This is a genomic window from Caulobacter sp. FW305-C-30-S16 (assembly GCF_058783025.1).
The window spans coordinates 935,834-959,089 of the sequence record NZ_JBYSYH010000001.1; the positions used below are offsets into that span (position 1 = coordinate 935,834).

The window sequence follows — 23,256 nt, forward strand, 5'->3', positions numbered from 1 at the left end:
GGGTGTCTCCCCTTGGGTGGGCGCCAGCCTAGCCCGGCCGGCGCGCAGCCTCCAGTCTGATCAGGTCCCGATCGGATCGTTGGCCGGCAGGCAACCCTGGACGGGCACGCCGTAGAGGTTGGCCATGAACTCCAGCGACGCCCGTTCGATCAGCGTGCGAACGCCCAGCTGCAGCGGCTCCATCTCGCCCCGTCCGGCGGATATGTCGACGATGTTTGACCCCAGAAAGCTGAACGCGCCGCCGCCGACCTCCTGCCCGATGATCTGCTTCTGGTAGCTGATGACGTCGACGATACGCATCGTGCGGGTGTCGATCAGGCGCAGGTCGACGCCGATGTTCATCACATAGGTCTTGCCGCTGAACACGGCCTTGGCCGAGTTCGCGCCGGAGCCGGCGACGCCCGCCTCCAGGCCGCCCGAGCGGATGTTGTAGTTCAGCTCGGTGATCCCCCCGGCGATGACATAGTCGGATCCCGCATACTGGCCAGCCAGGATCGGACGATAGCCGCCGGCGGCCTGGCCGCTGTCGGACAGCAGCTTGTTGTTGGCGAAGCGCAGCTCCAGTTCGGGGACGGAGGTGTCGATCCGCTCGACCATCTCCGCTCCGGCCTTGGCCAGCGCCGTGATCGCCATCAGGGACGCCCCTTGCGTCAGGCGTGGCCCGGCCAGGCCTTCCTCCTGCTTGCCGGTGTAGTCGGCGATCCGTCCCACGGCGATGGTCGGCGAGCGCCGACCGGCGCTGCGCGCGGCCATGGCCAGGCAGACGAGCCCCGGGGAGTAGGGCGTTGCATTCGCGGTCGCCGGGGCCGAGCCGATGGGCCGGGCGTAGTAGCCGGCGGTGTCGACCTTCGGCGGCGTCGAGGCGCAGGCGGTCAGGCCGACGGCGGTCAGCAGCGCCGCGAGGGTGCGGGGAATGGCGCGGGTCATCGATCGGCCTTCCTGCCGGCGGCGCCGGCATTGGCGGTGATGTCGCCGGTGTTGGTCTGCACCGCATCGACAATGATGGTGTTCCAGGAGCCTGTCGCCAGCACCGTCAGCTGGTTGGCGACGGCGGTGGCTGTCGGGCCGCCGGCCACGGGCAACGGGCTGTCCGCGAGGCCCCCGGTCCGCCCGGCGGGCTGCAGCATCCCGTTGACGATGACCAGATTGCCGGCGCTGTCCCTCAGGGCGAACGGCGCGGGCTGGCTGCTCATTCCGCCGCCGACGCCGCTGGTCATCGAGCCGACAGTGGGCAGGGGGCGGGGCGCTGTCTGGGCGATCGCCGCGGGGGCGGCTGCGAGAAAGAGCGCGAGGCTGGCGAAGGTGATGGCGGGGTGGGGCATGACCGGATGTCCAATGCGAAGGGGGGAGGGCGCCCGCCCGGGCAAGAGCGGGCGCCCGGCAGACGGCGTCAGAAACCCTTGACGGTCAGGGTGTTGCCGATCGCAGCCGCGGTGGCCGAGACGCTGCCCGTCACATCGCGCACGCCCACATTGGCCACGGCGTTGACGGCGGCGTTGTTGATCTGGGTCGACCCGAGGTAGCCGAAGTCGCCCGTGATCGAGGCGGTGTTGCTGATCGCGGCGGCCGTGCTGCTGACGTCGCCGGCCACGTCCGACACGGTGGCGTTGACGGTCGCGGTCGGGTCATAGTTGGCGAACTGGGTGTTCGAGACCGAGCCGGCGTAGTCCACGTTGATCGTCGCGCTGTTGGCGATCGCGGCGGCGGTCAGGTCGACGGTCCCGGCCACGTCCCGGATGGTGCCGTTAAGTTCGGCGTTCACGTCACCGAAGAACCGCTGCGTGTTGGACACATAGCCCGCCGCACCGCCCTCGACGGTGACAGTATTGGCGATCGCCGCCGACGTCAGCGAGACGTCCTTTTGAACATCCTCGACCGTAGCGTTCAGCCTGGCCTTGATGTTGGCGCTGTTGGTCTGGTTGGTCGAGACGTTGCTCTCGGCGGCTTGAGACACACCGCCCATGACAAGTGCGGCGACGGCCGCGAAATACAAGCTCTTCATTTTCGTATTCTCCGTTTGGCCGTTTATTCGGCAAACGAATACAAGCAATCGAAGGGCCAGTTTTATTTACATTTTCTTATTGTTAACTTGAAGTTCGAATAATTCGGCCAATTAATACATCGGTAACCGCGTCGCCTGCGTCAGGTTTGCTTGTCGGGGAATCCCGATCGCGCGATTCCCCGGAAGGGCGAGTGGCGGGCCGCGGATGGTTTACAGCGCGCCGCGCATCCGGCCGCACCGGTGGCGCGCCGTCTTGCGGACTGTGAGACTTTGGCACGTTCAGAATGGCCCGGCTGTCCCGGGGCGGCACAGGCCGACGCTGACTAGACGCCCAGGCCTTCCTTCAGTTCCGAGATCAGCATGAGGTAGTCGTCGCCGCTGAAGCGCCGCGGTTCGATCGCCTTCGAGCGGTAGCCCCAGTAGTCGACGGAATGCTCCAGCAGTCCGACGGCTTCCCCGAGATCGAGGAACATCTGCGGCGCGCGCAGCAGAAACTGGCGAAACCCGACCGGGTCCTGCGTCTGGGTCAGGCCGCGATAGGCGGTGTCGTAGGCGAGGAGACTCGCCTGCACCGACTTCGCACAGGCCAGCACGCCGGTGGAAATGGACCTGATCATGGCGTTCGCCTCATCGATCTGGTCTCGCGTGATCTGGCGGCGCGGGCGGATCTCGGTCAGGCCGCTGACCAGGGCCGGCACCTTGGCGTCGACGCGCCGGAACAGCCATTTGTAGTAGAGCAGGCCCTTCCAGCCGAACATGCCGTCCCGAAAATCGTCAGGCGTCATGCGCAGCACTTCCTGCAGTGGCCGCAGGTCGTCGTCGTACTGGCTGGACAGCATCTTGCGTGCAAGGCGAAGCACGGCGGCGGTGGCCGGCTTGCCCGAGAGCGCCATTGACACCAGCAGGCTGATTTCCTCGAGAACGAACGCCTCCATCCCGGCGATCACCGAGGGCGTCAGTTCGAAATATCGGGCATCGGCCGTCCGCCCCATTCGGGCCAGCCATTCGCGCAGGAGGAAGGGGTCGAACGAGGGGATCCGCTCGAACTCACGCATCAGGATCCCATCCGGTGAGTTGAGGAAGTCGGGGATTCCGGTGGCCTCGGTCATCAGGTTGCCGAACCAGGCCTCGCTGATGAATGCGGACTTGCCGCCGAGCGCGAGGTTGCGCGGGTCCATGGGAATGACGACCTTGGTCGCCGTCGGCCGGATTCCCGGGAAGTTCAGGCGCTCGTCAGGGCGCAGACGGTGCTTGATGATGAACGACCGCGCCAGCACCGGACTCTGGAACAGGGGCGGGTCCATCGGCGCGCCGGACTTCGCGGCGCCCTCGTGCGCCTGAACCAGATTCAGGACCCGCGACGAGGATCGCGCCGTCATCAGGCTCTGGAGGCTGCCACCGCCCCGGCCCGTCGAAAAGCTCCTCGCACCCGCCATCATGCCCTGTCGACTAGGGCAAATAGGTTAGCCAGCCCTGACCATTCAGGCGTGTGGATGACGTTTCAGCGCAACGCCCAACGAATGGGCGCCGTTACGCCTGGAAAGCCCGGCCAAACGGGGCTCCGGTGACTCGAAATCAGGCGCCGGCGGCGGCGGCGGAGCTATTCAGCCGGCAGCAGGTTTTCGTTGCGGCGCGCCATCAGCTTGTCGAACTCGCCCCAGACGCCGGTCTCGCCGTGCCATTGGCCGCGGGTGGCGGCCTTGGAGTATTCGGTCGCGCGGGCCTCGAAGAAGTTGGCGTGCTCCACGCCGCTGAGCATCGACTGCAGCCAGGGCAGCGGGTTCTCCGTCACGCCATAGACTTCCGGCAACTTCAGCTGGCGCAGGCGCCAGTCGGCGATGAAGCGGATGTACTGCTTGATGTCGTGCGGGGTCATGCCCTGGACGTCGCCCATCTCGAAGGCGAGGTCGATGAACCGGTCTTCCAGATCGACCACATGCTTGCAGCAGTCGATGATGTCGTCGGCCACGGCCTTGGTCACCGCGCCGGTCTCGGCGTTGAAGGCGTGGTAGAGCTTGATGATCCCCTCGCAGTGCAGGCTCTCGTCCCGCACCGACCACGACACAATCTGGCCCATGCCCTTCATCTTGTTGAAGCGCGGGAAGTTCATCAGCATCGCGAACGACGCGAACAGCTGCAGCCCCTCGGTGAAGCCGCCGAACATGGCCAGGGTGCGGGCGATGTCGGCATTCGACTCCACGCCGAACTGCTGCATGTAGTCGTGCTTGGCCTTCATGGCCTCGTATTCCATGAAGGCGCCGAACTCGCTCTCCGGCATGCCGATCGTCTCGAGCAGCAGGGCGTAGGCGGCGATGTGGATGGTCTCCATGTTGGCGAACGAGGAGAGCATCATCTTCACTTCGGTCGGCCGGAACACGCGGCCGTAGCGGTCCATGTAGTTGTCCTGGACCTCGATATCGCCCTGGGTGAAGAAGCGGAAAATCTGCGTCAGCAGATTGCGCTCCTTGTCGTTCAGGTTCGCCGCCCAGTCCTTGCAGTCCTCGCCCAGCGGCACCTCTTCCGGCATCCAGTGAACCTGCTGCTGGCGCTTCCACATGTCGTAGGCCCACGGGTAGCGGAACGGCTTGTAGGCCGCCGACGGGGTGAGCAGGCCGGGAAGGGTGATCAGCTTGGACGAGGCGGTCACGGTGACGAACTCCGGGGGGAGGCGGGCGGGAATCGAAGTGGCGCGTTATGATCTCAACCGTATCAAACTGCAGCGACACATCTAGTGGTCACACTGACGCTGCCCACAAGATGTTGTGAGATTGTGGATAAGACCATGAACCAATCGTTGACCGTCTACGGCGCCTTGGGATCGGGCAGCGTGCCCGTCGAGGCGGCCCTGACGCTCATAGGCCGGCCCTTCGAGGTCATCGAAGGCGCAACCTGGGAACATGACGAGGAGATCCTCGCCCGCGTCCGGGCGGTCAATCCGCTGGTCCAGATCCCGGCGCTGGTCCTGCCGTCGGGCGAGATCATGACCGAGAGCGGCGCGATCCTGGTCTGGCTGGCCGACGCGCACCCCGAAGCGCGCCTCGGCCCGGCCATCGACGATCCGCGACGGGGGCAGTTCCTGCGCTGGATGACCTACATCCCGGCATCGATCTATTCGATGTTCTGGGTTCGGGACGAGCCGTCGCGTCTGGCCGGTCCTGACAAGGCCGCCGGCGACAGGGTCAAGATCGCGACCGCCGAACGGATCGCCGACTGCTGGCGCATGATGGATCAGCAGATCAGGCCCGCCGGCGACTACCTGCTGGGCGACGAAATCAGCGTGCTCGACCTTTATGTCGCCGTCGTCAGCCGGTGGGGCCCCGGCCGCAACCGCTTCTACCGCGAGGCGCCGGGCATGACGCCGGTGGTCCGGCGCGTCGATGCCGACCCCAGGCTGGCGAGGTTCTGGGCCGAGCGGTTTCCGTTCGAACCCGGCTGGGAGCGGTAGGCGCCGCCGGACTGGCCCCACTCAACCGGGAATTGGGCTGGGCGGTTATGCCGCACGAGGCGTTAGGGCTTCTCGCCAGTCCCGCATGGCCTAGTCGCGGATCGCTAAGCCGGAGTTCCGCGATGCCCGCCGTCGACCCGATCACCCATCCGGGTTTCTCACGCCTGATGGACGAAGCCGCCAGGGCGATCCATCAGGTCATTCCGGTCAAGGTCGGCCTGACGCTGGCCGGTGGACTGATCGCGACCATGGTCGTGCCATGGCCGGCGGCGCTGGCCTGGGTGGCGGCGAACCTGGTGCTGGAGGTCTGGTGCTGGTTCGCGACACGAACCCAGGCGGCGGGTGGTCTGGTCAGCCGCGCCACACGCGCAAGCTTCGTCGCCAACTATGTGACCAACAACCTGTCCTGGCTGGTGCTGGGCGCGCTGCTGTGGAGCAGCGGAGGACTGGCCGGTCAGGCCAGCGGCGCCGTCGTGTTCGCGGCCCTTGTCTCTGTTCTCGTGCTGCTGTTCTACAACACGCCGGTGGTGTTCCTGGTGGCCGGCATAGTGCCGTCCGGCGCCGCGCTGGCCGTCATGGCGGTGGCTGGCGGGCACGACTGGCGCACCATGACGCCGATCTGGATCGCTATCTGCCTGACCATGGCCTTCAATATCGGCCGCGCGATCGACACGCCGTCAGCGCAGGAAAACCAACGACGTCTCAACGCCAGTCTCCGGGATTTCGAGACCATGGCGGCCAACATACCGGACGTCATCGCTCGTTGGGACATGAACGGAGTGAACCAGTATGTCTCGCCCGCAAGCCTCGCTGTGTTTGGCTACACAAGCGAGGAAATGCTGGGCCGGGCCCGCTTCTCCACCATCGATCCCGACAGTACGGCCCACCTTGCGGAGGGCTTGCGCCGACTGAAGGCTGACCCAACCCGATCGCAGGCGCTGACATTTCGAGTACGCCACAAGGACGGCCGCTGGATCTGGATCCAGAGCAATGTCAGCCTTGTACTCGAGCGCGGCGTCCCGGTCGGCATCATCAATGTCAGCCGCGACGTCACCGAGCGCGTGGAAGCTGATCTGGCCCTGAAGGAGGCCAAGGTCCAGGCGGACGCGGCCAACCAGGCCAAGTCAGAGTTCCTGGCCAACGTCAGCCATGAGATTCGCACGCCGATGAACGGCGTGCTGGCGGCGCTCCACCTGCTGGAAAGTGAGCCGATTTCCGCCGAGGGTCGTGAGCTCATGCGTCAGGCGAATGCGTGTGGCCGCATGCTGTCCCAGCTGCTCAACGACGTGCTCGACTTCTCGCGGATCGACGCGGGCCAGCTCGACCTTACGCCCGAACCTACCGATGCGGGCGAGGCGCTCCGCACGGTGGTCGCCCTGCTCCGGGGGCAGGCCTGCGCAAAGGGCGTGGGCCTGAACTGCGAGATTGTCGGCGACGGCCTGCTGATCGACGCCGATCCCGTCCGCCTGCAGCAGGCCATGTTCAATCTGATCGGCAACGCCGTGAAATTCACGTCCCGCGGGCAGGTGACCGCGCGCCTTTCCGTGATTCCGGACGGTGACAGTCTACGTCGGGTCCGGCTGGAGGTCGAAGACACAGGCATCGGCATGACGGCCGAAACCCAGGCCCATCTCTTCGAGCGATTCCGACAGGCCGAGAGCAGTACGGCGCGCAGGTTCGGAGGCGCCGGCCTTGGCCTGTCGATCACGCGTGCGCTGATCGGGATGATGAACGGCGACATCGGCTTCACCAGCGTCGAAGGGAAGGGATCCACCTTCTGGCTGACCTTCGAGGCGCCCGCCGCGGAATCCCCGGCTCTGGCCATCGGTCCGGGGGCGGGGGCAGTCGAGGTCGACGATTCGAACGGAGGGCCGTTGGCGGGACTTTCGATTCTTCTGGTGGAAGACAACCCCACCAACCGCCTTGTCGCCCGCACGATGCTGGGTCGGCTGGGAGCGGCGGTCTCGGAGGCGGAAGACGGCCTGATTGGCCTCGAGGCCGCTCGCTCAGGCGCCTTCGATCTGGTGCTGATGGATGTCCAGATGCCGCACATGGACGGTGTCACCGCCACTCGGGCGATCCGCGCGCTCAAGGGGCCGGCCGCCGACGTCCCGATCATCGGGCTGACCGCCAATGTGATGGTGCATCAGCGCGCCGAGTACCGCGCGGCGGGCATGAACGGCGTGGTCGCCAAGCCGATTTCTCCGGCGGCGCTGCTGTCCGAGATATCCCGCATCATCGAGTGCGACGTCCGGGCCGGAGCCGCCGCCTGACGACATGCCCCCTTTTCGGGCATGCGAAGCGGGGCGGAGGCGCCAGAGTCGCTGAACCCGTTCCCCTCCGGACCCGCCCATGACCCTGCTCGCCCGCCTGTGTTCCGCCGCGCTGCTGGCGACGGCGATGGCCGGTCCCGTCGCTGCGGCGACGCCGGAAGCGCCGTTCCGTCTGCGCTGCGAGATCGACTTCGGCAACGCCGAACCCACGGTGCAGTATTACCGCATCGACCCGGCCGCGGGCGAAGTGCTGGGCGAGCCGGGTGCGCGCTACACCCGCGCCGGGACGCCCCAGGAGAGTGAGGCCCTGATCGGGGTCTACATCATCGAGTCCTGGACGGCGGACGAAATCGTGTTCCGCTGGGACACGCGATCGAGAACCGGACCCCAGAGCGCGAGCTTCCGGGATGTCCTGAACCTTAAAGCGCTGACCTTGCGCGTGGAGAGCGTGATGAACCTTGGCGCCGTGACGCCGAGCCCGGGGGCTCACCCCGGACGCTGCAAGCGCGTCGCCCTTGATCCGGCGGCAGGCTGAAATCCACCCGCCGCCGGATCTCCTGGCTAGCTTTCGCCGGGCGGCGGCGGGGGCGGGGGCGGAGGCGGGGGCGGGACAGCCAGAGCGGCGGCGAGACCGCGAAGCAGATCGCCTCCGAAGACGTCGGTGAACCCCGGCGCGGACTGGCCGTCCATATCCCTGTCACGCAGCGTGCCGCCCCCGAAATTCCAGCGCACGCCAATGCGGAACGAGTCGACGCTGACGCCGGCCTCGTCCAGTTCGCCGTGTTCCGCCCTGCCGAACACGGACCAGGGCGCTCCGTCGAACTGGTGTTCCGCGCCGAGGCCGAAGAGCCAGCCGCTCGCGTCACCGACGCCGGCGTCGAGGCTGGTGGCATTGGCGAACCCGTCGATCCGGGTGTTGTCCGACGCAAAGAAGCGCAACTGCGCCCTGCCGGCCCAGGCGTCGACGTCGCCCGAGGCCGCGCCGGCCGCGGCGTCCAGCCGCCAGTTCGGCGCCAGTTCAAAGCGCCCTTCCAGCCCGCCGCCGGAGAGGTCGACGCCGCCGCCGCTGGTTCCGCCGACGAATGCGCCGACGCGATTGCCGCCGATCCCAAACAGGAGCCGGGCCGTGGGTGACGTGACCGACTCGCCGTCAAACTGCGTGCCTTCGGCGGCCAACTCGACGCTCAGGCCGGAGCCGGATCGCAGGGTCAGCAGGCCCTGAAGGCCGGTCAGATCGGCGTCGAACTCTCCGGCCGGTCCCGCATCGAGGGAAGCCCCACCGGCGGATACGCCGATGAAGCCGAGGGGTGTCTCGGCGGCCTGGGCCGTTCCTCCGAGCAGGGTCAGGATTCCCGCCGTAGTGGCGAACAGAGCTTTCATGGATGTCTACCTCGCATCGTTGGCGGACCGGAAGCTCCCCCGCCGGGCGCCCGTCATCGTCTGGACGCCTTGCTCCGATCCTGTTTCGGGGGACCCTGCCTTGATAGGGACGCGGCCATGGCCTCGATTGTAGGTTTCCGACATCGCGTGAATCGGCGGCTAGTGGGCGCTTGACGCAGCCGGAGCGCAGCATGACGTCGGCCACGGTACGCTTTCATCTTCCCGCCGCGCCGCTCCGGGACGCGATTTCCAGCTACTACATCCTGCGCATTCTCGGTCCGGGGGTGGTTGAGGACATCATCCATCCGGAGTGGGCCAACCCGCGTCTGGTCCTGTCGGGCCAGTGGCAGGTGCGGTTCGGCGGCGAGAGCCAACTGGAAACCCTGCCCGACGCCGCCTTGACCGGGATGCTGGAACGCGGCGCCGTGGTGCGTGGCTCGCCGGGCGTGCTTGTGGGCCTCGGCATCCTTCCAGCGGGATGGGTGCGGCTCAGCGGCCAGCCGGCAGGCGACTTCGCCAACCGGTTGCGGCCGCTGGCGGATGCGCTGGGGCCGGGGGTGGAAACGCTCCTGGCGATGCTGCGCACGGCGCAGACCGAGGGCGCAATGGTCGGCATGCTCGATGCCTGGTTCGAGGCGCTGATCGCCGCGCGTCCACCGGCCCCGCCGATCATCGCGCGCATCCATGCCGGGCTCGTTACGTCCCAGCCGCGGTCCGTCGAAGGCTGGGCGGACGATCTGGCGCTCTCAAGCCGTCAGCTGGAACGCCTGTGCGAGCGCTACTTCGGCATCTCGCCCAAGCGGCTGCTGCGTCGGCAACGGTTCCTGCGCACCCTGGCCGCGATGCGTGACACGCCCCAGGGCGCCTGGAGCGGTCTGATCGACAGTCATTTCGTCGACCAGTCGCACTTCATCCGTGAGTTCCACCACTACCTGGGCATGTCGCCGAGCGCATACTTCGCGCGAACCCAGCCCTTCATGCGCGAGGCCGGCGACCAGCGGATCGCCCTGCATGGGGCGCCGGTGCAGGGTCTGCATGCGCCGACGGCCGAAGGATAGCCGCCGGTCAACGACCCCCTTTCGGGGCATGCAAAGAAGGGCGGCCTCGCTAGCGTTGCAGGCTGACCTTTCGGAGACTCCTCCATGAGCCTGTCCGCCCGTCTGCTCATCGCCACGTTGCTCGCGTTCGGCCTGGCGGGACCCGGTGTCGCCCTGGCGACCGAGGCGCCCCGGAGCATCAGCTGCGAGGTGGACTGGGGCGGTTCGAGGTCGGTCGTGACCGTCTATCGTCTTGACCGGAGCGCGGGTCGGGTCACAGGCGAGGCGGACGCCATTTTCACCACCGCCGGCGCCACGCAGGGAAGCGAGCGAATGACCACCGTGCGCACCATCGAATCCTGGACCGACGAGGAGCTCGTGCTGCGCGCCGAGCACCGGTCCAAGGTCCGCGACGAGGTATCGACCATCCGCAACATCATCGACCTGAGGACCCTGGCCACCCGCACCCTGACGGCGCGGGTCTCGTCGGTGTTCACGCCCACGCCGTCCGAACACAAGGGAACCTGCCAGGTCGTCCCGCTGGACGCGGCGGCCGAGAAGGACAAGCTCTAGCCGCGCCCTTCGCCAGACGCGAATAAATCGCAATATCAGGTATCGGGCGTCAATACTCGCCGGCACATAGTCGTTCTCTATCCTGTTCCAAGAAACAATTGATTGGGCGAGCGCCATGTGACCGCCCTAACCTGTCCGCGTCAGCGGTGGGGTCCGCTTTGAATGCGCGGACTCCCGGCCCGATCCCATCACCGGAGATTCAACGTCATGGCGCTCGCCACCAGCAAGACCCTCGAGAACCTCAAGGCCGCATTCGCCGGCGAGAGCCAGGCGAACCGCCGCTACCTGTACTTCGCGCAAAAGGCCGACGTGGAAGGCTACAACGACGTCGCCGCCGTGTTCCGCTCGACCGCCGAGGGCGAGACCGGCCACGCGCACGGCCACCTCGAGTTCATGGAAGCCGTGGGCGATCCCGCGACCGGCATGCCGATCGGCGGCACGTCCGACAACCTGAAGGCCTCGATCGCCGGCGAGACGCACGAGTACACCGACATGTACCCGGGCATGGCCCGCACGGCCCGCGAGGAAGGCTTCGACGAGATCGCCGACTGGTTCGAGACCCTGGCCAAGGCTGAAAAGTCCCACGCCGGCCGCTTCCAGCGGGCGCTCGATACGCTGGACTAGGGCTTGGGGAGTAGGGCGTAGGGAGTAGGGCGTAGTTCGACCTTTGTGCGCCGTCGGCGCCGTGACCCGGCTTGGCTACTCCCTACTCCCTAACAGCTACTCCCTTTTCCGAGGCGCCCATGACCGACGAACCCACCGCTCTCCCGCCCGCGGCCCCCAAGGCCGAAGGCAGTCTCGACGCGCCGATGCGGCATCCGATCGCATGGCAGGATCCGGCCTATTACGACATGGCCGCGATCGAGAAGGAGATGGAGCGGGTCTTCGACATCTGTCACGGCTGCCGCCGCTGCTTCAATCTGTGCGACAGCTTCCCCAAGCTGTTCGACATGATCGACGAGGGGCCGACGGGCGAGCTCGACGGCGTGCCGACCGAGAAATACGCCGAGGTCGCGGATGCCTGCACCCTCTGCGACATGTGCTTCCTGACCAAGTGTCCCTATGTGCCGCCGCACGAGTTCGACCTGGATTTCCCGCACCTGATCCTGCGCTATCGCGCGGCGAAGCGGAAACAGGACGGCGGCGACTTTGTCCGCGATCAGCTGGGCAAGACCGATCGCAACGGCACGCTCGCCAAGCCGGTCGCCGGTCTCGCCAACTGGGCGACCGCGCGCGAGAACACGCCGCTGCGCGGGTTCCTCGAAGCCATCGCCGGCATCGACAAGGATGCCGGGCTGCCGCAGTTCCACAGCAAGACCGCCAAGGACCGGCTGAAGACCATGCCGGTCGCCGATCCGGCCGGTCCGGCCTTCGGTCAGCGCAAGGCGGTGATCTACGCGACCTGCTTCAGCAACTACAACGACCCGGGCACGGCCCAGGCGGCGGCGAAGGTGCTGGCGAAACAGGGGGTCGAGACAGCCTTCTGCTATCCGGAATGCTGCGGCATGCCGCAGCTGGAATCGGGCGACCTCGCCGATGTCGCCGGTCGGGCCGCGCGCACCGCCGAGGCCTTCGCGCCGTACATCGCGCAAGGCTACGACGTCATCGCTCTGACCGCGTCCTGCGGCCTGATGATGAAGTTCGAGTGGCCGCTGCTGCTGCCGGACAACGCGGCGGTGAAGGCGTTGGCCCGGGCGACGAAGGATGTCTCGCAGTATGTCGTCAGCCTGAACAAGGCGTTCGGTCTCGCGCCGGGTCTCAAGCCCATTGAGGGCGGCGTCACCGTCCACCACGCCTGCCATGCCCGGGCCCAGAACATGGGCGCCCAGTCGGCCCAGATGCTGAAGCTGATCCCCGACACCCGCATCGAGCTGGTCGAGCGTTGCAGCGGTCACGGCGGCACCTTCGGGGTGATGAAGGAAACCCGGCCGATGGCGCTGAAGGTCGGCAAGCCGGCGGCCAGGCAGGTCGCGGCGAAGAAGACCGAGGAGCTCTGTTCCGACTGCCCGCTGGCCTGTGGTCACCTCGGCCAGATGGTCGCGGCGGAGGCCGGCGGCGCGGTCATGCACCAGGGGCACCCGATCGAGGTGCTGGCGAAGGCGTATGGCTTGTGAGGGTGCACTCGGTGATTCAGGATCCGCTCATCCCGGCGAAGGCCGGGACCCAGATCAAAGAGCGTTTCTCGAACCGACTGACATCGAGATTTGTCATCTGGGTCCCGGCCTTCGCCGGGATGAGCGGAGAAAATAGTGCCCCTCTCTGAACGCCGCATCACCCCCGCCGATCTGGTCAGCGACGCCGAGCACGCCCGCCAGCGGAGCGAACGCCGGGCAGCCCTTCTGCCGGCCAAGCGTCTGCGGCGGATTTCGCTCGGGCCGTTCTGTACGGCGATCTTCGAGAGCTACGAGACCATGCTGTTCCAGGTGCAGGAGATGCTCCTCACCGAGAAGGGCGGCGCCGAACAGATCCCGGATGAGCTGGCCGCCTACAATCCGCTGATCCCGCAGGGGTCGGAGCTGGTCGCAACGATCATGTTCGAGATCGACGAGCCCGTGCGTCGTGCGGCGGCCCTGGCGCGACTGGGGGGCGTCGAGGACTGCTTCTTCCTGCAGTTCGGCGCCGACGCCCGCACGCCCGGCGTGCCGGAGGAGGGCGATAATGTCGAGCGCACGCGCGAGGACGGCAAGACGTCCTCCATCCACTTCCTGCGCTTTCCGCTGACCGAGGCGATGAAGACGGTATTCCGGGACCCGACGGTGACGATCGCTCTGGGCTGCGACCACGAGCACTACGCCCACATGGCGATGCTCAGCCCGGCGAGCCGGGCCGAACTGGCGCGGGATTTGAGCTGAGGGGGACATGTACCGAAGGTACGTGTCCCCTAAACCGCAGAAGCTCGATTGAGGGACACGTACCTGCGGTCCATGTCCCCTGCGGACCCTATTTCTTTCCGGCAACCTCGATGAACCGGCTGGTCGGCGCGGCGGCGGCCTTCTTGTCCGCCTTGGGCTTGCGGACTTCCTTGTTGGATTTCTTCTGACCCTTGGCCATGACCGTCTCCGGAACGCGGCGCCCGGGGCAGGCAACACGCCGGCGAGGGTCGGCCAGCGGTGAAGTCCCTGTTCTACAGCAACCAGGCCGCCGCGACACAAGTCCTTCGTGACTCGCTCACGTGTCCGGCCTCGCGACCGGCGTCCGCCGGACTGCGTCTGATGGGCGCTCCCCCTCCCGGTGGGGAAGGGGGAACGCAGGTCGAACCGCGTCAGTAGGCGCGGTCGGTTTCCTTCTTGATGGCGTCGGATTGCTGATCGCCGGCCTTGCGGGCCGCGTCGGCCTGATCCTCGAGCGCATCGGCCTGGGCCGGGGCCGCGCGCTCGACGGCTTCAGCCTGCTTGTCGAGGGCGTCGCCCCTGGCGTCGCCGGCGGCTTCCACGGCGTCGGCCTGCTTTTGGGCGGCGTCCTCGGCCGGACCGCTGCAGGCGGCGAGCGACAGGGCTGCGGCCGAGGCGGCCAGGAGTGTCAGGGTGGTGCGCATGGGTGTCTCCCTTGGTGATGGGAACACAACCCTGTGCAGGCCCAGTCTGTTCCCACCGGGCGGACGGGAACCGGTCCGGCCAGGTGCGGGTTTGCTTTCCAGGCAACCCACGGAGGTCGACATGACCGACAAGACCAGAATTCAGGGCGAGGGCGACTACGAGGCCGCCGAGCGGTTCGATGACGCACAGCGGGCCTTCGTCCAGTCCGGTCAGGTGAAGCCCAAAGCCCGCGAGGCCGAGCAGGCCCTCGACGGTCCCGAAGGCGAGGCGCTGGAGCAAGCCCGGGTCGAGACGGGGCAGGGCAAGACCGACTAGGCGCCTTCCTTTCCCTAGGGCGACCGAAGGCGGTCCGGTTGCGCTCCTGGCGGGATGATGGACAGTCTCCGCTTCCTTCGGAGTGTCCGGACATGCTCACCCGCCGCCTGCTGCTCACTGCCCTCGCGTTCGCCGCCACGCCCGCCCTGGCGGCGGCTCCGGTTTACGCGCCTGACGCGGGCCCCGGTCTGTCGCCGCGCGGCGAGAAGCTCGTGCGCGGGCTGAAGGCGACGATCCGGGCGAAACAGGCGGAGATGGACGCCCTGCCGCCGGCGACGTCGGATGCCGACAAACTGACGCGGATGGCCGGGATCGAACAGACCGCCAGGGAAGCCCTGTACGACCTCGATCTCGAAACCATGAGCTTCGACGAGCAGCGGGCGACCCTCAGTGCGGCCTGGTCGCTCGTCGAGGCAGTCGATCGCCGCAACCAGGCGGGGCTGAAGGCGATGCTGCCGCAGGGCGGCGGCTGGTTCGGCCGGACGGCCTACGGCGAAGACGCGGCGCGTGCAGCCTGGCTGATCACGGTGCACGCGGTGAACGACCGCAAGCTCATGCGCGAGGCGTCAATGCGGATGGCCCCGCTGGTCGCTGACGCCGAGGTGCTGCCGGCCTGGTACGCCAGCGTCGTCGATCGGCTGGCCGTGCTGGAGGGCCGGCCGCAACGGTTCGGCACCCAGCCGGTCTGCAAGGCCGGAACCTGGACCGTCGGGGTGGTCGAGGACCCCGCCGGACTGGATGCACGCCGGGCGGAACTGGGGCTGCAGGCGATGGAGACCCGCGACTTCCGACCACCGCCCGGGTGCTGATCTGGCCGGTCGCGGCGCCGGCCCTAGCCAAATCGCAGGCTGGTCATCGAGATCCCGGCAAAGACGTCATCGTTGAAGACACTGATCGGCTCGCCAGGGTCTGTCGCCCCCAGGACGTAGAGCAGGGGCAGATAGTGTTCAGCGCTGTTGATCGCGGCATGGGCGTCCGCGCCGAGGGATTCCCAGTCGATCAGCGGGCCGTGGTTTCCCGCCCCGATCAGTTGCTTGGCGGTCTCGTTGAAACGCGGCGCCCAGTCGGGGGTCGCGCCGGTGCGGAAGTTCACGTCCCGCAGATTGTGCACGATGTCGCCGCTGCCGACGATCAGCACCCCTTCGTCGCGCAGGGCGGCCAGCCGGACGCCGGCCGCGTGGTGCCAGGCATTGGGCTTTGACCGGTCCAGGCTGAGCTGGACGATCGGGACGTCGGCGTCCGGGTACATCGGCAGCAGGACGCTCCAGGCGCCGTGATCAAGGCCGCGTGTCGGGTGCTGAGCGACAGCGTCGGGCGCCAGCAGGTCGCCGACCCGCGCGGCCAGCGCCGGATCGCCCGGCGCCGCGTACTGCACGTCGAACAGGGCCTGGGGGAAGCCGCCGAAGTCATGGATGGTGGCGGGGCGCTCCGCCGCCGACACGGCCGCGGCGCCGGAAGTTTCCCAGTGCGCCGAGATGCAGAGCACCGCCCTGGGGCGGGGCAGGGAAGTGGCGACGCTCGCCCAGCCGCGCCGCCAGGCGTTGTCCTCGATGGCGTTCATCGGCGAACCGTGGCCGAGGAACAGGACCGGCATGCGAGCGGTCATGGCGACTCCGTAAGTAACTGCTACTGATACAGATAGGCAGCGGCCCGGGAGATGCAAGTCATCCTGTCAGTTCCCCGGAGGCTTCGCCCGTGAAGCGAGATATGTCCCATTCTGTGACCCATTCCGGGCAGGACGGTCGCGGCGGCGCGCTTGACCTGCTGCGGTTTGCCGCAGCCTTGCTGATCGTGCTGTACCACTACGGCGCCGAAGCGCCGATCGCCCTGGCGGACCTTCACCCGGTGTTCGGCCGCGGCTACCTCGCCACCGACTTCTTCCTCATCCTGTCGGGGTATGTGCTGGGCCGCGCCTATGGCGGCCAGATCCTGTCGGGCCGCGTCGGCCTGCTGGATTTCCTCAGGAAGCGATTGACGCGCATCTGGCCGGCCCAGGTGATGGTGCTGGCGGCATTGGGGATCGTCCTGGGGCTGGCCACCCTGGTCGGGATCGGCGTGCGGCATCCTGAAAACTACACGGCGACGGCCTTTCTCATGCAGGGGTTCCTGATGCAGGGCTGGGGTCTCCCCGGCGGCGGCGGGTGGAACCTCCCGAGCTGGTCATTGTCGGCGCTGCTGGTCTGTTACGCCGCCTTCCCGCTCGCCTGGCGCTGGATCAGCCGCATCACCAGTCCCTCGGCCCTGCTCGCGCTCGGACTGGCCGCCGTCATGGCCGGCGACCTCGTCTGCCTGCGGGTCTTTCATCACAGCATCTACGATCTCGACTTCAGTCTGGGCGTGATCCGGGCCGCACCCCTGTTTCTGCTGGGGATCTGCATCGCCCGCGTGGTCGAACAGGGGCGTCCCGGCGTCGCCGTCGCCCGTTGGCTCGCCGGCCTGGCCGTCGCGGCTATCGTCATTCTGCAGATCGAGGGTCGCTTCGATCTGCCCAGCATCATCGCCATCGCGACCATCGTGCTGGCCCTCGGCCGGCTGCCCGTGACCAGACCCTCCGCGCTGATTGAACAGGGGGCCAAACTGTCCTTCTCCCTGTTCATCACCCATTCCCTGACCGGCATGATCTGGTTCGCCGGGCTCAACTTGCTGTCCGGCGTCCTGCCGCTGCCCGCCTGGCTGCACTGGGTTCTGTGGGCCGCGTCGCTGCCGTTGTCCCTGATGGCCGCCGGCCTGTTCCACCGCTTCTTCGACGCGCCGCTACAGGCGTGGCTGACCCGGCGCCGGCCGGCCGGTCGCGCGCCGGCGGAAGCCTCGTCGGCGGCCTAGAGATTGCCCGACGGGGCCGCGTCGCGGACGAACAACACGGCGTCATAGCCGTGCACCACCCGGGCCAGCCGCGGATCGGCGGTGGCGGTCACCGAGGCAGACATCAGCCGCCGCAGCGGACGCAGGTCCTGCAGTGTGGAGCCTGTCGGGCCGGCCAGCGCCGCCAGTGGCTCCAGGCCCATCTCGGCCACGGTCTCTACCGGCGCGTCGCCATAGGTGATCGTTTCCGGGTTGAGCACCGCCTGGCGGCCGCCATCCAGCGGCACAACCGCCAGATGGAAGCTATGGCCGTCGAACAGTGCGGCCGTCTCCGACACGATGCTGGCGATGTCATAGACCTCGGTCATGCTGCGTCCACGGACCATGTGACCGGCGCCGAACTTGAACATAGCCTTGGGCAGGCGGCCTGCTGCGGTTTCAGCGCGCCAAAACCTTGCCCAGTTGGCCCGGTTGAATTGGGCCCGGCTGTCGTTGGACTGGAAATAGCGGCCGGCGGTCTGGTGACCGTTGATGATCAGGCTCTGGTGCAGGGTCTCCAGGATCTCTGCGCTGGCCGGGTCGGGGTCGGACCAGGCCGCCTTGACCGCCTCGACCAAGGCCGGGTCGCCGCTGAAGCAGAAGATCTTGCCGATGTCTTTCGTCGCAGCGTAGGCCGCCCAGCTGGCAAGAGAGGCCGCTTCCAGGGCCGCCAGCGGCGCGCGGGCGGAAACGGGCGCCCTGGCCTTAAGGTCGGCGATGAAGGGCCGGTCGAGGAGGATCTCGTAGTCCAGCCCGAACAGCAGCGGCGGCTTTCCGGGAAAGGCCGCGCGGACAGCGGCCAGCATCTGCGCCTCTTCCCTCATGGTATAGAAGGCGGGCCCCTCGCCGACCTGGTCGAAGTAGCGCTTCAACCCGTCGAGCCCGCCGGCGGCCGCCTTGTCCAGCGCGCGCGCCGCGGGCGGCGAGACCTCCAGCCCCAGCCGTGAATAGCCGGCCGGTTTCAGCGCCGGCAGCAGCTGGCGCACGAGGGCCGGAACCTGCGCCAGGCCATGCTCCTCGCCCAACAGGAAGAACTGTGCGGCAGTCCCCTCCGCCACCAGCCAGTCAAGACCGGGGCCGGACCAGTTCTGTCCGTCGAACGACATGGCCCGCTGGTGCCTGGGGGCCTCGGCGGCCAACCGCTGGGCAAGCGTCGGTTTCGGCGCGGCGGCTGCCGGCGGCGGCGTTTGCGCGGCGGTGGGCGTCGCGGCGGCGGCCAGTCCAGCCAGGCCGAGCCCGGTCAGCAGACCTCGGCGATCGAGCTTTGTCATACGCCCTCCCATGGGTTCCCGAAGGATAGAGAGGCACGAAACCGCCCGCCCGGAGGCGCATGACGCAAATTTAATGGACGTAGGAGCCGGCGTTGATGTCGATCGTCGCGCCGGTGGCGTGGTCGGCCAGGCCGCTGGCGAGGAACACGATGGTCGGGGCGATGTCCTTCGGCTCGGTCAGCCGGGTCAGGGCGATGTCGCTGGTGGCGTAGTCCTCGCCGTACTGGTCGATGAAGTCCTGGGCCATGGCGGTGCGGGTGAAGCCCGGCGCGACGTTGAACGCCACGATCCCCTGCTTGCCGAAGCCGCGCGCGATGGAGCGGGTCAGGGCGACCATCCCGCCCTTGGAGGCGGCGTAGGCGATGTAGTCCGGCTGGTCGCCGCGGAAGGCTGCCCGCGAGCTGATGTTGATGATCCGCCCGCCGCCGTGAGTCGTGAAATGGTCCGTCGCCAGCCGGCAGAGCAAGGCCGTGGCGCGCAGGTTCACGTCGAGCGTCCGGTTCCAGATTTCGAGCCAGCGGTCGATGGAGGGGTCATCGACGGCGGTTGCGACGCCGGCATTGTTCACCAGCACATCGATGCGGCCGTAACGGGCGACGACCTCGGTCCACAGCCGCTGACAGGCGGCCGGGTCAGCCAGGTCCGCGGCGAAGGTGCGGGCGTCCGGCCCGCAGGCGGCTGCAACCTGCGCCGCCTCGTCCGGCGAGGCGGAATAGTGCACCGCGACCTTCGCGCCGGAACCCGCGAGCGCTGTTGCGATCGCTGCGCCGATGCCCCGACTGGCGCCGGTGACGAGCACGGTCTTGCCGGTGAGGTCGATGTGCATCGTTGGCTCTCTTTCAACTCACGCCTATCCTCCCCAGCGGGCTGGGGAGGATAGATCAGGCCGCGTCCAGGCCGATGTCCAGCACGCTCGCCGAGTGCGTCAGCGCCCCGACGCTGATCACGTCCACGCCGGTCTCGGCGATGTCGCGGACGGTGTCGAGATTGACGCCGCCGGAGGCCTCCAGCACGACCCGGCCGGCGGCCATGCCGACGGCGACGCGCAGGGTCTTGAGACTGAAGTTGTCCAGCATCACCACATCCGGGCCGGCGTCGAGCGCCTCGACCAGCTGCGCCAGGCTGTCGACCTCACACTCGACCTTGACCAGGTGCCCGGCGAAGGCGCGGGCGCGGCGGATGGCCTCGCCGACCCCGCCGCAGGCCGCGATGTGGTTGTCCTTGATCAGGATGGCGTCATCCAGGCCGAAGCGGTGGTTCAGCGCGCCGCCGCAACGGACGGCGTACTTCTCCAGCGCCCGCAGGCCCGGGGTGGTCTTGCGGGTGTCGGTGATGCGGGCCGACGTGCCGGCGACGGCGTCGACGTAGCTGCGCGTGAGGGTCGCCACGCCGCTCAGCCGGCCGAGCAGGTTCAGCGCCGTCCGTTCCGCCGACAGCAGGGCGCGGGCGTTGGCCGAGACTTTCGCCAGCACGGCGCCGGCCTTCACCTGATCGCCGTCCGCGACACGCGCCTTGAACTTCGCGTCCGGATCCATCGCCAGGATCGCGAGGCGAGCGCAGGCGAGACCCGCGATGGTCCCGGCCTTGCGGGCGCCGAAGGTCGCCTCCAGCCGGGCGTCGGCGTCGATGCAGGCGAGCGCCGTGATGTCGCCCGCGCGTCCCAGATCCTCCGCCAGGGCGGCGCGGACAACGGGGTCGATCAGCAGGTCGGGCAGGGGAGCGATCATTCGGCGGCGACCTTGAGGGCCTGCTGGCCCGGGTGGGTGATGAAGGTGCGGGTCGGCGGCTCGGCCGACAAGGGGAAGTCAGTGCGGAAATGGGCGCCTCGGCTTTCCCGACGCGCGAGCGCGGCCCCCGCGACCAGTCCGGCGGCAGCGAGGATTGGTCCCTCGCCGTGCTCGGCCTTCATCGTCTCGACGGTCTCGATCAGCCGGGTCAGGCCGTCGGCGTCGCGAACCACGCCGGCGTCACGGCTCATGGCCCGCCGCAGCGCGGCCAGGGCCTTGGCGGGCAGGTCCGGCAGAGCCTCGCCCCGCACCAGCCGTGCGGTTGGCGCAGGGATGTCTCGGGCGGCGGCCCCGGCGCGCGCGCCGAACACCGCCGCTTCCAGCAGCGAGTTGCTGGCCAGCCGGTTGGCGCCGTGCACGCCCGTCGAGGCGCACTCGCCGGCGGCATAAAGGCCGGGCAGGCTGGTGGCGCCGGCGGCGTCCGTGACCACGCCGCCCATGTGATAGTGGCAGGCCGGGGCGACCGGAATGACCTGATAGCGCGGGTCGATGCCGGCGCTCATGCAGGCGGCGAACACGCCCGGAAACTCGTCCGGGAAGTGGTCGCCGACCGCCGCGCGCGCGTCGAGAAACGCGCCGCGTCCGGCCTGGATCTCGGCATGGATGGCCCGGGCCACGACGTCGCGCGGCGCCAGTTCGGCAGCCGGGTCGTAGCGGTCCATGAACACCTCGCCCGTCGCATTGAGCAGCCGGGCGCCCTCGCCGCGCAGGGCCTCGGTGGCCAGCGGGGCCGGGTCTCTGCCGATGTCGATGGCGGTCGGGTGGAACTGGACGAACTCGGGGTCGCTGATCACCGCGCCGGCGAGGGCGGCGAGGCCCAGGCCCTCACCCTTCAGTTCCGCAGGCGTGGTGGTGACGGCGTAGAGGCCGCCGATCCCGCCGGTGGCCAGCACGACCGCGTCGGCGGTGATCTCGATCAGCCGGCCCTTCTGTTCGGCCAGCACGCCGCGCACGCGGCCCGTCGCATCCTGCAGCAGCAGCCGCGCGCGGACTCCGGCGCGGGTGTTGATCAGCGGCGAGACATAGGCAGCCACGGTCATGGCGCGCATGATCTCCGCGCCGGCCTGGTCGCCCTTCACGCGCGCCACGCGGGCGCGGCTGTGGGCGGCCTCGAGGCTCTGGGCGAAGCCGCCCTCGGCGGTCCGGTCGAACGGCGCGCCCAGTTCAGCGAGATGGCGCACGGCGTCCGGGCCCTCGCGGGTCAGGATGTCGACCATGTCGGCGTCGCAGAGTCCCGCGCCGGCGGCCAGGGTGTCGGCGGCGTGCAGGGCGGGCGCGTCGTCCTCGCCCAGCGCCGCGGCCATTCCGCCTTGCGCCCATGCCGAGGAACAACCCTGGTTCAGCGGCGTCGGCGACAGGACCAGCGCCCGGCGCGGCGCCACGGCCATGGCGGCGGTCAAACCCGCGAGCCCGGCCCCGATGACCAGCACGCCGTCGTGGTGGATACGCTCGATCATCGCAGCTCCAGTGCGGCCCGGGCGGGATCGGCCGTGACCATGGCGTCGAACGCGTCCTGCAGGCTGCAGCCGTGGCGGATCAGTTCCTCCACCACGTTGCGGGCGTTGAGCGGCAGCAGGCTGCCCCAGGGCTTGGTCACTTCCGGCGGGGTCGCCTTGACCATGTAGGCGACGCCGAGCTTGTTGATGGCGATCATCAGATCAACTCCACAGCGACGTGGTGGCGCGCCTTGACCAGGTCGTAACGCGCGGGTTGGGCCGGCGGGGGCAGGTCGATCATCCGTTGCACGGCGAGACGCGCGCGGGCGGCGAGGGCCGGCTCGACGGTGACCTCGAACTGCTCCTTCACGAGCGCCTCATGGATGTTCGCCAGCGTGATCCGCTTCATGTGCGGGCACATGTTGCAGGGGCCGATGAATTCGGTGCCCGGCGCATCGGCGGCGACATTGCTGGCCATCGAGCATTCGGTGATCAGCACCACCTGCTTCGGCTTCCGCGTGACGACGTAGTCGTTCATCGCGGCGGTCGAGCCGGCGAAGTCGGCGGCGGCCAGCACCTCCTCCGGGCATTCCGGATGGGCGAGGATCTCGGCGCCCGGGTAGGCGATCCGCATCTCGGCAATGTCGGCGGCGTTGAAGCGCTCGTGCACCTCGCAACGGCCCTGCCAGGCGATGATCTTCACGTCCGTCTGGGCGGCGACGTTGCGGGCGAGGAACTCGTCGGGGATCAGGATCACCCGGTCGACGCCCCATTGCTTCGCGGCCCATTCGACCACCTGCACCGCATTGGCGCTGGTGCAGCAGATGTCGGTCTCGGCCTTCACGTCGGCGGTGGTGTTCACATAGGTGACCACCGGCAGGCCGGGATAGCGCTGCTTGATCAGCTTGACGTCGGCGCCGGTGATCGAGCTGGCCAGGCTGCAGCCGGCGCGCAGGTCGGGGATCAGCACGGTCTTGTCCGGGCACAGCACCTTGCTGGTCTCGGCCATGAAGTGCACGCCGGCCTGGACGATGATCTTCGCATCCGACCGGGCCGCCTCGCGGGCCAGGCCCAGGCTGTCGCCGACATAGTCGCCGACGCCGTGGAAGATCTCGGGCGTCATGTAGTTGTGCGCCAGGATGACCGCGTTCTTCTCGCGCTTGATGCGGTTGATCTCGGCGATCAGCGGGGCGTGGACGCGCCACTCCAGCGGCGTGACCCGGCCCTTGACCCGTTCCCACAGCGGGGCGACGGCGGCTTCCACCTCAGGGGTGAAGTCGAGAGCAGCGAAACCGTCAGCCATCTCAATCCTCCTTATGCTCAAACTGAGCATTTCAGGGGCCTGTAAAACGCCGGCAGC

26 protein-coding genes are annotated in these 23,256 nt (G+C 68.3%); 11 read left to right on the plus strand and 15 right to left on the minus strand.

Annotation, left to right across the window (positions count from 1 at the left end):
* Positions 1–60: 60 nt before the first annotated feature.
* The 5 genes from hfaB to AC3WJT_RS04570 all read right to left on the minus strand — a co-directional run bounded on the left by hfaB (position 61) and on the right by AC3WJT_RS04570 (position 4,649).
* Positions 61–927 carry a holdfast anchoring protein HfaB gene (gene hfaB, locus AC3WJT_RS04550; RefSeq protein WP_492341874.1) on the minus strand — a complete coding sequence of 289 codons (867 nt, stop codon included), beginning with the start codon at positions 925–927 and terminating at the stop codon, positions 61–63.
* Positions 924–1,322 carry a hypothetical protein gene (locus AC3WJT_RS04555; protein ID WP_492341875.1) on the minus strand — a complete coding sequence of 133 codons (399 nt, stop codon included), beginning with the start codon at positions 1,320–1,322 and terminating at the stop codon, positions 924–926. The genes hfaB and AC3WJT_RS04555 overlap by 4 nt, the downstream gene beginning before the upstream one ends.
* Positions 1,323–1,390: 68 nt before the next feature.
* The gene (locus AC3WJT_RS04560) at positions 1,391–2,002 is read right to left on the minus strand and encodes a hypothetical protein (RefSeq protein WP_492341876.1); all 612 of its coding nucleotides are present in this window, start codon (positions 2,000–2,002) and stop codon (positions 1,391–1,393) included.
* A 323-nt stretch (positions 2,003–2,325) separates the two neighbouring features.
* Positions 2,326–3,381: a hypothetical protein gene (locus AC3WJT_RS04565; RefSeq protein WP_492341877.1), complete on the minus strand. Its 1,056-nt coding sequence runs from the start codon at positions 3,379–3,381 to the stop codon at positions 2,326–2,328.
* A 221-nt stretch (positions 3,382–3,602) separates the two neighbouring features.
* Entirely contained in the window at positions 3,603–4,649 is a 1,047-nt protein-coding gene (locus tag AC3WJT_RS04570; RefSeq protein WP_492341878.1) for a ribonucleotide-diphosphate reductase subunit beta, read from the minus strand.
* 135 nt (positions 4,650–4,784) lie between these two features.
* On the opposite strand from AC3WJT_RS04570, the gene AC3WJT_RS04575 reads away from it, so the two are divergent.
* The 3 genes from AC3WJT_RS04575 (at position 4,785) to AC3WJT_RS04585 (ending at position 8,255) form a co-directional block, all read left to right on the plus strand.
* Positions 4,785–5,447, plus strand: coding sequence for a glutathione S-transferase family protein (locus AC3WJT_RS04575; protein ID WP_492341879.1), 663 nt, complete (start codon positions 4,785–4,787; stop codon positions 5,445–5,447).
* Positions 5,448–5,569: 122 nt separating this feature from the next.
* On the plus strand, positions 5,570–7,720 hold the full coding sequence (locus tag AC3WJT_RS04580; RefSeq protein ID WP_492341880.1) for a hybrid sensor histidine kinase/response regulator: 2,151 nt from the start codon (positions 5,570–5,572) through the stop codon (positions 7,718–7,720).
* A 79-nt stretch (positions 7,721–7,799) separates the two neighbouring features.
* Entirely contained in the window at positions 7,800–8,255 is a 456-nt protein-coding gene (locus AC3WJT_RS04585) for a hypothetical protein (RefSeq protein ID WP_492341881.1), read from the plus strand.
* A gap of 26 nt (positions 8,256–8,281) precedes the next feature.
* Here the strand turns inward: AC3WJT_RS04585 and AC3WJT_RS04590 are convergent, their stop codons facing one another.
* Positions 8,282–9,100 carry a hypothetical protein gene (locus AC3WJT_RS04590; protein ID WP_492341882.1) on the minus strand — a complete coding sequence of 273 codons (819 nt, stop codon included), beginning with the start codon at positions 9,098–9,100 and terminating at the stop codon, positions 8,282–8,284.
* 191 nt (positions 9,101–9,291) lie between these two features.
* Between AC3WJT_RS04590 and AC3WJT_RS04595 the strand changes: the two genes are divergently transcribed.
* From AC3WJT_RS04595 to AC3WJT_RS04615, 5 genes are all read left to right on the plus strand, one after another.
* Complete coding sequence (locus AC3WJT_RS04595; protein WP_492341883.1) at positions 9,292–10,158, plus strand: helix-turn-helix transcriptional regulator; 867 nt, start codon at positions 9,292–9,294, stop codon at positions 10,156–10,158.
* A gap of 84 nt (positions 10,159–10,242) precedes the next feature.
* Entirely contained in the window at positions 10,243–10,710 is a 468-nt protein-coding gene (locus AC3WJT_RS04600; RefSeq protein WP_492341884.1) for a hypothetical protein, read from the plus strand.
* A gap of 207 nt (positions 10,711–10,917) precedes the next feature.
* A complete protein-coding gene (locus tag AC3WJT_RS04605; protein WP_492341885.1) occupies positions 10,918–11,334 on the plus strand; it encodes a rubrerythrin family protein in 417 nt (138 codons plus the stop codon).
* A gap of 119 nt (positions 11,335–11,453) precedes the next feature.
* Complete coding sequence (locus AC3WJT_RS04610; RefSeq protein WP_492341886.1) at positions 11,454–12,824, plus strand: (Fe-S)-binding protein; 1,371 nt, start codon at positions 11,454–11,456, stop codon at positions 12,822–12,824.
* A gap of 135 nt (positions 12,825–12,959) precedes the next feature.
* Complete coding sequence (locus tag AC3WJT_RS04615) at positions 12,960–13,562, plus strand: DUF3501 family protein (protein WP_492341887.1); 603 nt, start codon at positions 12,960–12,962, stop codon at positions 13,560–13,562.
* Between the two features lie 88 nt (positions 13,563–13,650).
* Here the strand turns inward: AC3WJT_RS04615 and AC3WJT_RS04620 are convergent, their stop codons facing one another.
* Together AC3WJT_RS04620 and AC3WJT_RS04625 are read right to left on the minus strand one after the other, a co-directional pair.
* On the minus strand, positions 13,651–13,761 hold the full coding sequence (locus tag AC3WJT_RS04620) for a hypothetical protein (protein ID WP_488900120.1): 111 nt from the start codon (positions 13,759–13,761) through the stop codon (positions 13,651–13,653).
* Between the two features lie 211 nt (positions 13,762–13,972).
* A complete protein-coding gene (locus AC3WJT_RS04625) occupies positions 13,973–14,245 on the minus strand; it encodes a hypothetical protein (protein WP_492341888.1) in 273 nt (90 codons plus the stop codon).
* 121 nt (positions 14,246–14,366) lie between these two features.
* Between AC3WJT_RS04625 and AC3WJT_RS04630 the strand changes: the two genes are divergently transcribed.
* Together AC3WJT_RS04630 and AC3WJT_RS04635 are read left to right on the plus strand one after the other, a co-directional pair.
* The gene (locus AC3WJT_RS04630) at positions 14,367–14,561 is read left to right on the plus strand and encodes a hypothetical protein (RefSeq protein WP_492341889.1); all 195 of its coding nucleotides are present in this window, start codon (positions 14,367–14,369) and stop codon (positions 14,559–14,561) included.
* 92 nt (positions 14,562–14,653) lie between these two features.
* A complete protein-coding gene (locus AC3WJT_RS04635; protein WP_492341890.1) occupies positions 14,654–15,370 on the plus strand; it encodes a DUF6624 domain-containing protein in 717 nt (238 codons plus the stop codon).
* A gap of 23 nt (positions 15,371–15,393) precedes the next feature.
* Here the strand turns inward: AC3WJT_RS04635 and ygiD are convergent, their stop codons facing one another.
* Positions 15,394–16,167 (minus strand): 4,5-DOPA-extradiol-dioxygenase, encoded by a 774-nt coding sequence (gene ygiD / locus AC3WJT_RS04640; RefSeq protein WP_492341891.1) that lies wholly within the window; start codon positions 16,165–16,167, stop codon positions 15,394–15,396.
* Positions 16,168–16,268: 101 nt separating this feature from the next.
* On the opposite strand from ygiD, the gene AC3WJT_RS04645 reads away from it, so the two are divergent.
* Complete coding sequence (locus tag AC3WJT_RS04645; protein ID WP_492341892.1) at positions 16,269–17,384, plus strand: acyltransferase family protein; 1,116 nt, start codon at positions 16,269–16,271, stop codon at positions 17,382–17,384.
* Here AC3WJT_RS04645 and AC3WJT_RS04650 read toward each other — a convergent pair.
* The 6 genes from AC3WJT_RS04650 to nadA all read right to left on the minus strand — a co-directional run bounded on the left by AC3WJT_RS04650 (position 17,381) and on the right by nadA (position 23,199).
* Positions 17,381–18,673, minus strand: a complete 1,293-nt coding sequence (locus AC3WJT_RS04650; protein ID WP_492341893.1) for a hypothetical protein — start codon at positions 18,671–18,673, stop codon at positions 17,381–17,383. The genes AC3WJT_RS04645 and AC3WJT_RS04650 overlap by 4 nt on opposite strands.
* Before the next feature lie 70 nt (positions 18,674–18,743).
* The gene (locus AC3WJT_RS04655; RefSeq protein WP_492341894.1) at positions 18,744–19,499 is read right to left on the minus strand and encodes an SDR family NAD(P)-dependent oxidoreductase; all 756 of its coding nucleotides are present in this window, start codon (positions 19,497–19,499) and stop codon (positions 18,744–18,746) included.
* 55 nt (positions 19,500–19,554) lie between these two features.
* Positions 19,555–20,400: a carboxylating nicotinate-nucleotide diphosphorylase gene (gene nadC, locus AC3WJT_RS04660; protein ID WP_492341895.1), complete on the minus strand. Its 846-nt coding sequence runs from the start codon at positions 20,398–20,400 to the stop codon at positions 19,555–19,557.
* Positions 20,397–21,917 (minus strand): L-aspartate oxidase, encoded by a 1,521-nt coding sequence (locus tag AC3WJT_RS04665; protein ID WP_492341896.1) that lies wholly within the window; start codon positions 21,915–21,917, stop codon positions 20,397–20,399. Before AC3WJT_RS04665 ends, nadC begins: the two co-directional genes overlap by 4 nt.
* Positions 21,914–22,114, minus strand: a complete 201-nt coding sequence (locus tag AC3WJT_RS04670) for a hypothetical protein (RefSeq protein WP_492341897.1) — start codon at positions 22,112–22,114, stop codon at positions 21,914–21,916. The genes AC3WJT_RS04665 and AC3WJT_RS04670 overlap by 4 nt, the downstream gene beginning before the upstream one ends.
* Positions 22,114–23,199: a quinolinate synthase NadA gene (gene nadA, locus AC3WJT_RS04675; RefSeq protein ID WP_492341898.1), complete on the minus strand. Its 1,086-nt coding sequence runs from the start codon at positions 23,197–23,199 to the stop codon at positions 22,114–22,116. Before nadA ends, AC3WJT_RS04670 begins: the two co-directional genes overlap by 1 nt.
* Positions 23,200–23,256: the final 57 nt, after the last annotated feature.

Coding starts and splice junctions, on each gene's coding strand:
- AC3WJT_RS04620 (WP_488900120.1), bottom strand. CDS start 13,761: ATGGCCAAGGGTCAGAAGAAATCCAACAAGGAAGTCCGCAAGCCCAAG.
- AC3WJT_RS04610 (WP_492341886.1), top strand. CDS start 11,454: ATGACCGACGAACCCACCGCTCTCCCGCCCGCGGCCCCCAAGGCCGAA.
- hfaB (WP_492341874.1), bottom strand. CDS start 927: ATGACCCGCGCCATTCCCCGCACCCTCGCGGCGCTGCTGACCGCCGTC.
- AC3WJT_RS04580 (WP_492341880.1), top strand. CDS start 5,570: ATGCCCGCCGTCGACCCGATCACCCATCCGGGTTTCTCACGCCTGATG.
- nadC (WP_492341895.1), bottom strand. CDS start 20,400: ATGATCGCTCCCCTGCCCGACCTGCTGATCGACCCCGTTGTCCGCGCC.
- AC3WJT_RS04605 (WP_492341885.1), top strand. CDS start 10,918: ATGGCGCTCGCCACCAGCAAGACCCTCGAGAACCTCAAGGCCGCATTC.
- AC3WJT_RS04650 (WP_492341893.1), bottom strand. CDS start 18,673: ATGACAAAGCTCGATCGCCGAGGTCTGCTGACCGGGCTCGGCCTGGCT.
- AC3WJT_RS04590 (WP_492341882.1), bottom strand. CDS start 9,100: ATGAAAGCTCTGTTCGCCACTACGGCGGGAATCCTGACCCTGCTCGGA.
- AC3WJT_RS04645 (WP_492341892.1), top strand. CDS start 16,269: ATGTCCCATTCTGTGACCCATTCCGGGCAGGACGGTCGCGGCGGCGCG.
- AC3WJT_RS04595 (WP_492341883.1), top strand. CDS start 9,292: ATGACGTCGGCCACGGTACGCTTTCATCTTCCCGCCGCGCCGCTCCGG.
- ygiD (WP_492341891.1), bottom strand. CDS start 16,167: ATGACCGCTCGCATGCCGGTCCTGTTCCTCGGCCACGGTTCGCCGATG.
- AC3WJT_RS04630 (WP_492341889.1), top strand. CDS start 14,367: ATGACCGACAAGACCAGAATTCAGGGCGAGGGCGACTACGAGGCCGCC.
- nadA (WP_492341898.1), bottom strand. CDS start 23,199: ATGGCTGACGGTTTCGCTGCTCTCGACTTCACCCCTGAGGTGGAAGCC.
- AC3WJT_RS04600 (WP_492341884.1), top strand. CDS start 10,243: ATGAGCCTGTCCGCCCGTCTGCTCATCGCCACGTTGCTCGCGTTCGGC.
- AC3WJT_RS04665 (WP_492341896.1), bottom strand. CDS start 21,917: ATGATCGAGCGTATCCACCACGACGGCGTGCTGGTCATCGGGGCCGGG.
- AC3WJT_RS04575 (WP_492341879.1), top strand. CDS start 4,785: ATGAACCAATCGTTGACCGTCTACGGCGCCTTGGGATCGGGCAGCGTG.
- AC3WJT_RS04555 (WP_492341875.1), bottom strand. CDS start 1,322: ATGCCCCACCCCGCCATCACCTTCGCCAGCCTCGCGCTCTTTCTCGCA.
- AC3WJT_RS04560 (WP_492341876.1), bottom strand. CDS start 2,002: ATGAAGAGCTTGTATTTCGCGGCCGTCGCCGCACTTGTCATGGGCGGT.
- AC3WJT_RS04655 (WP_492341894.1), bottom strand. CDS start 19,499: ATGCACATCGACCTCACCGGCAAGACCGTGCTCGTCACCGGCGCCAGT.
- AC3WJT_RS04635 (WP_492341890.1), top strand. CDS start 14,654: ATGCTCACCCGCCGCCTGCTGCTCACTGCCCTCGCGTTCGCCGCCACG.
- AC3WJT_RS04565 (WP_492341877.1), bottom strand. CDS start 3,381: ATGACGGCGCGATCCTCGTCGCGGGTCCTGAATCTGGTTCAGGCGCAC.
- AC3WJT_RS04625 (WP_492341888.1), bottom strand. CDS start 14,245: ATGCGCACCACCCTGACACTCCTGGCCGCCTCGGCCGCAGCCCTGTCG.
- AC3WJT_RS04585 (WP_492341881.1), top strand. CDS start 7,800: ATGACCCTGCTCGCCCGCCTGTGTTCCGCCGCGCTGCTGGCGACGGCG.
- AC3WJT_RS04670 (WP_492341897.1), bottom strand. CDS start 22,114: ATGATCGCCATCAACAAGCTCGGCGTCGCCTACATGGTCAAGGCGACC.